We start from the raw sequence: 5,220 nt of genomic DNA, 5'->3' as shown, positions 1-5,220 counted from the left end.
CGAAGGCGGGCCCGGTGGGCGACGAACAGGCCAACACGCGGGTCTTGTCGCCCAGCAGCAGTTCGGCGTTGGTGCCCACGTCGACGACCAGGACCAGATCATCGGATTTATAGGGCTCTTCCGACAGGGCGACGGCGGCGGCGTCCGCACCCACATGGCCCGCGATGCAGGGCAGCAGATACAGCCGCGCCTCGCCGTTCATCGCCTCCAGCCCGATGTCGCGCGCCGGGATCGACAGCGCCTCCGACAGCGCGAGCGCGAAGGGCGCCTGTCCCAGCTCGACCGGGTCGATGCCCAGCAGCAGGTGGTGCATCACAGGGTTGCAGACGATGGTGGCCTCCACCAGGCAGGCGGCGTCGACCTCCGCCTCGGCGGCGATGGACGTGATCAGCGCGTTGATCGCGTCGCGCACGGCGCGCGTCATCTCCCGGTCGCCGCCGGGGTTCATCATCGCATAGGACACGCGGCTCATCAGATCCTCGCCAAAGCGGATCTGCGGGTTCATGACGCCCGAGGACAGTTTCACCGTCCCGTCCGTCAGGTTGCACAGATGCGCCGCGATGGTGGTGGAGCCAAGGTCGATGGCCAGCCCGTAAAGCGGCCCCTCGAAAAAGCCGGGCCGGATATCGAGCAGCCGCGGCACCCCGCCGTTATGATCGCGGTAAAGCGCGACGGTGACCTTCCAGTCGCCCTTGCGCAGGGCGGGCTGAAGCTTGTGCAATACATCGATACCGGCCTGCAGGCCGCTGATCTGCCATTGCTGCTCCAGCGCCTCGGCAAGGCGCTCCAGATCGCCGGAGGGCTCATGCATGTCAGGCTCCGCCACCTCGACGTAATAAAGCCGGGTGCCGGGGTCCATCACGATCCTGCGGGCGGTCGCGGCCTTGCGCACCACCTGCTTGTGCACCTGGCTTTCGGGCGGCACGTCGATGACCACGTCGCCCTCGATCAGCGCCTGGCAGCCAAGCCTGCGCCCGTCGATCAGCCCGCGCTTTTGCTTGTAGCGCTCCTCGACCGCGTTCCATTCGGACAGCGCGTCGGGGGCGACCGTCACCCCATGCTTGGAAAAGGCGCCATAGGCCGGCGTGACCTGACAGCGGGAACAGATGCCCCGCCCGCCGCATACGCTGTCGAGATCCACGCCCAGCTGTCGCGCCGCGGTCAGCACCGGGGTGCCCTTTTCGAACCGTCCCCGCTTGCCCGACGGGGTGAAGATGACCAATGGCTTTTCGTTCATGGCAAAACCCCCTGCGCTGTTGAGCGCACCATAGACAATCACGCGCGGAGTAAAAGCCGATCTGCGCCTTAATCGGCGATGAATGCGGCATGGCTCCGTATCGGGGGAAAGGGACGGCGCCAAGCGATGACGGGGTCACCGGGCGACGGTATTGGAGCTCCAGGCGCAACGGTCGAATTCGGCATAGCGCAGCAGGCTGTCCTGCCCGCCGGGCCCGACCAGGCGCGAGCAGCCCTCCATCGCGGCGGCGTCGGCATAGACGCTCACCACGCCGCCTTGCCCCGCATCACCGGCGCAAAGACGGTCCCGCGGGGCAAGGCGCGCAAGCAGGCGCGCGCCCTGGCGTGGATCGGCCGCGAACAGCAGCGGGCGATCGCTGTCGTTGATCACGCAGATCTCGGACGCCGTATCAGCCCGCGCGGGGGCGGCGCCAAAGCCCAGTGCAAGAAAAATGGATGAGAAAAGGGCGATCATATCGGTGCGCGCTCCCGTGCTGCTGCGGCCCAGTATCGGCCCGGGAGCCGCTCAATTGAAACCAACGACTTTGTGAGACGGCGTTTAAAATGGTGAACGCTCCCGCGCGGGAAGCTGCGTTACGCTTTTTCGGCAGTTTCGAACAACAGGGAAAGGATCAATCAGATGAAAGTGCAATTCATTGCGAAAGCCGCGGCGAAAACGGCGGCCCTCATGTTGATGACCGCCGGGCCGCTCAGCGCGCAGGACGCGCCCTTCGGCACCACGGCGGATACCGATTACGCCGCGATGCTGTGGGAGGTCATGCAGGCCAACAACATGGTCGGGCCCGATGCGATCCGCTCCTTCCCCTATGAGGGGGTGGAGCCGCACGGCAAGATGCTGGAGACATTCTACACCAAGGCGACGGTGGACGGGCATACCGGCGATCTGATCGTCAAACGCAATTACGGCCCCGAGGGGGTGACGATCGACCAGGTCCTGGGGGAGCCCGACAAGCACCTCGGGGCGGTGACGGTCATGTTCCGCCGCGAAGCAGGCTATGACGCCGACAACCAGGATTGGTTCTGGGTGAAATACCTGCCGGACGGCAGCCTCGACAAGAATCCCAAGGGCATGCAGCTGGCCGGCCGGGTCGCCAAGGGGGCGGATGCAGGCTGCATCGCGTGCCATTCCGGCGCGGGCGAGGATTACCTGTTCACCACCGATGCGATCAAGATGAACTGATCGGGCAGGGGCCATCCCGGCCCGCACCCGCGGGACGGGGTGCCGCGGGCTGTGGCGTCATGGACACGGCCACAGCCCGCGGCGCTTGCGCGGCCCCTCGGTATCTCGGGGGCGCGAAAGCTCAGGCGCGGCGGCGCCGACGCCCGCCGCGACCGCCCGATCCCGCCTCCAGCGCGGCGCGGGCCGCGTCGGGAAAGGCGGTGCCATCCTTCAGCGCTTCGAGCACGCGGGCGAACTTGATCCATTCGCCGCCGTTGTCGTCGTGGTTCATCAGGAAATTCGCCGCGCGGATCGCTTCCATCTCGACCGGGCGGACAGGGTTCATGATGGCGGAGGTCATGCCCGCGCCGATGGCCATCGGCAGGAAGGCCGCGTTGATCCCGTGCCGGTTCGGCAGGCCGAAGCTGACGTTGGACGCGCCGCAGGTGGTGTTGACCCCCAGCTCGGCGCGCAGCTTGGCGACGAGGGTGAAGACCTGCCGCCCGGCCGTGGCCATCGCGCCCACCGGCATCACCAGCGGGTCCACGACGATGTCATGCGCCGGGATGCCGTAATCGGCCGCGCGTTCCACGATCTTCTTGGCGACGGCGAAACGGACCTCGGGATCTTCCGAAATGCCGGTGTCGTCGTTGGAAATGGCGACGACGGGGACGTTGTATTTCTTGACCAGCGGCAGGATCGCTTCCAGCCGTTCCTCTTCGCCGGTGACCGAATTCAGCAGCGGGCGGCCTTCGGATGCGGCGAGCCCGGCCTCCAGCGCGGCGGGGACCGAGCTGTCGATGCACAGCGGCACATCGACCATCGCCTGGATATGGGCGATCAGGTCGCGCATCAGCGGCGGCTCGACGAAATTGTTGTCGGCATAGCGCGGGTCATCGGCCATCTTGTTGGTGAACACGGCGCCGGAATTGACGTCGAGCACCATCGCGCCGCAGGCCACCTGATCCAGCGCGTCGCGCTCGACGGTGCTGAAATCGCCTTGCTCCAGCTCGGCGGCGAGCTTCTTGCGGCCGGTGGGATTGATCCGCTCCCCGATCACGCAGAACGGCTCATCAAAGCCGATGATGACAGTTTTGGTCTTTGATTCGATGACGGTACGCGTCATGTGGCTTCCTTCTGAAATTGCGGGGCCGCGGCCGGAATGGCCGAACGTCCCCCATGTTCGATCGCCCAGCCCGCACTCGCCTTGATCCCGCCCAGCGGAAAGAAATGCACGTTGGTGATGTTGAAATCGGGGTGTGCGGCGCGGTGCGCGGCCAGTTCGGCGATGAAATCGTCCGGCTCGTAGGGCAGCACCAGCTTGGTCACATCCATCGCGCGCTTTTGCAGCACTTTCAGCGACGGCCCCACGCCGCAGGCGATGGCAAAGCGGATCAGCGTCTGCAACTTGGCCGGTCCCGCCACGCCGATGTGGATGGGCAGGGTGACGCCCGCCTCGCGCAGGGCCTCGGCCCAGGCGATGACCGGCTTGGCCTCGAAGCAGAACTGCGTGGCGATCGCCATCTGCGCGTCGGTGCGTTCGGAGAAATCCTGTTTCCAGCGCAGCGCGGCCGAGACATTGGCATCGGTGCCGTCGGGGTCGATGTCCCTGTTGCCTTCGGGGTGGCCTGCCACATGCAGGCGGCGGAAGCCGGCCTTGTCGAACAGCCCCGTGTCGAGCAGCTGCATGGAGTTGTCGAAATCCCCGTGCGGCTGGGCCACGCCGCCGGCCAGCAACAGCGCCTGGTCGACGCCCGCCTCGCCCTGATAGCGCGCGATCCAGTCGGCCAGCGTGGCCTTGTCGGCGATGATGCGCGCGGGGAAATGCGGCATCACCCGATAGCCTTCCTCGCGCAGCCTGCGCGCGGTGGCGACCATGTCTTCGATCGGCGTGCCGTCGATATGGGCGATGTAGACGCGCGTGCCCGCGGGCAGCAGGTCGCGGAAATCAGCGACCTTTTCGGCGGTGCGCGGCATGACCTCGATGGAATAGCCCTGCAACAGCGCCTCCACCTGGGCCGAGACGCCGGGCCCGGTCTGCGCGGTTTTGCGCCGGAAATTCAACAGTGCCATCAAACTCTCCCTGAATCTGTCCGCGATCACGACCAGCCATCGTTATCCATCAGTGCCTTGATCCGGGCCTGATCGTATTCGCGATCAAGCCGTTGCGCTTCGTTCCGCGCGATGTCGTCGGGATCGCCATCGACCGGATAGGCCTGCGCCTTGCGCCATTCCGCCAGATAAGCGTCGGTGCCGGCCGCGCCGATCCTCATGGCGCAGCGGTCGATCGCCTGCTCGAACCGCTCGGGCAGCTGAACCTTCGATCCGCGGCGGCCTTTGCCGACGATGACCTGGGCGGGAATGTCTCTCCAGTAGACGATGGTAACATCAGGCAAGGATCGATTCCTTTCGCGTGGTTTTCCAGCTTGTAGGGGCATGGCCGCGCCGAACGCAGTCGAATTTCGACACGTGACGCGTGCGATGCGACCAATTGCTTCACGCTTTCTACCGCATCGGCGCATCGCAGGCCAGCGGCGCCGGTTGCGCGGTAGTGGGTCAGTTTGAAATGTGAGCATCTCGCGCGGGTGTGAGCTACCTTTGCGTTCGCCGCTAGGAACGCTTACATTAAGGACATGACAGACAGACCCAAACGCCCCCGTGACGCCAACCAGCTTGCCAAGTTCATCGTGGACAAGGCGACGGGCGAGACGCCGTCCGATCGAGAAGATGCTGACGCACAGCGGCAAGGTGGATTAATAGGAGGCAAGAAGCGAGCCGAGGTACTTACGCCGGGGCGTCGCTCT

General features: G+C 65.7%; 6 protein-coding genes. 1 reads left to right on the top strand and 5 read right to left on the bottom strand.

The genetic code is table 11. From position 1 onward, the window contains the following. Together ACU0BR_RS09525 and ACU0BR_RS09520 are read right to left on the bottom strand one after the other, a co-directional pair. The coding region (locus ACU0BR_RS09525) for an ASKHA domain-containing protein (protein ID WP_446156604.1) at positions 1 to 1,237 on the bottom strand (1,237 nt) is incomplete at its 3' end. 135 nt (positions 1,238 to 1,372) lie between these two features. Further along, entirely contained in the window at positions 1,373 to 1,711 is a 339-nt protein-coding gene (locus tag ACU0BR_RS09520) for a hypothetical protein (RefSeq protein ID WP_446156603.1), read from the bottom strand. 165 nt (positions 1,712 to 1,876) lie between these two features. Here ACU0BR_RS09520 and ACU0BR_RS09515 point away from each other — a divergent pair, with 165 nt between their 5' ends. After that, positions 1,877 to 2,437, top strand: coding sequence for a hypothetical protein (locus ACU0BR_RS09515; RefSeq protein WP_446156602.1), 561 nt, complete (start codon positions 1,877 to 1,879; stop codon positions 2,435 to 2,437). A 121-nt stretch (positions 2,438 to 2,558) separates the two neighbouring features. On the opposite strand, the gene ACU0BR_RS09510 is transcribed toward ACU0BR_RS09515, so the two are convergent. From ACU0BR_RS09510 to ACU0BR_RS09500, 3 genes are read right to left on the bottom strand one after another with little or no spacing between them, the layout of a single operon-like run. Beyond that, positions 2,559 to 3,542: a methyltetrahydrofolate cobalamin methyltransferase gene (locus ACU0BR_RS09510; protein WP_446156601.1), complete on the bottom strand. Its 984-nt coding sequence runs from the start codon at positions 3,540 to 3,542 to the stop codon at positions 2,559 to 2,561. Continuing rightward, a complete protein-coding gene (locus ACU0BR_RS09505) occupies positions 3,539 to 4,489 on the bottom strand; it encodes a methylenetetrahydrofolate reductase (RefSeq protein ID WP_446156600.1) in 951 nt (316 codons plus the stop codon). Before ACU0BR_RS09505 ends, ACU0BR_RS09510 begins: the two co-directional genes overlap by 4 nt. A 26-nt stretch (positions 4,490 to 4,515) precedes the next feature. After that, positions 4,516 to 4,812: a virulence factor gene (locus ACU0BR_RS09500; protein ID WP_446156599.1), complete on the bottom strand. Its 297-nt coding sequence runs from the start codon at positions 4,810 to 4,812 to the stop codon at positions 4,516 to 4,518. Positions 4,813 to 5,220: the final 408 nt, after the last annotated feature.

It is taken from the genome of Brevirhabdus sp. (genome assembly GCF_052826345.1).
Note: the sequence above shows the minus strand (reverse complement) of the source record. Positions and strands in the feature narration are given on the sequence as shown.

What these genes read in the sequence shown, in the direction of transcription:
- ACU0BR_RS09510 (WP_446156601.1), bottom strand. Translation starts at nt 3,542, where the DNA reads ATGACGCGTACCGTCATCGAATCAAAGACCAAAACTGTCATCATCGGC.
- ACU0BR_RS09505 (WP_446156600.1), bottom strand. Translation starts at nt 4,489, where the DNA reads ATGGCACTGTTGAATTTCCGGCGCAAAACCGCGCAGACCGGGCCCGGC.
- ACU0BR_RS09520 (WP_446156603.1), bottom strand. Translation starts at nt 1,711, where the DNA reads ATGATCGCCCTTTTCTCATCCATTTTTCTTGCACTGGGCTTTGGCGCC.
- ACU0BR_RS09515 (WP_446156602.1), top strand. Translation starts at nt 1,877, where the DNA reads ATGAAAGTGCAATTCATTGCGAAAGCCGCGGCGAAAACGGCGGCCCTC.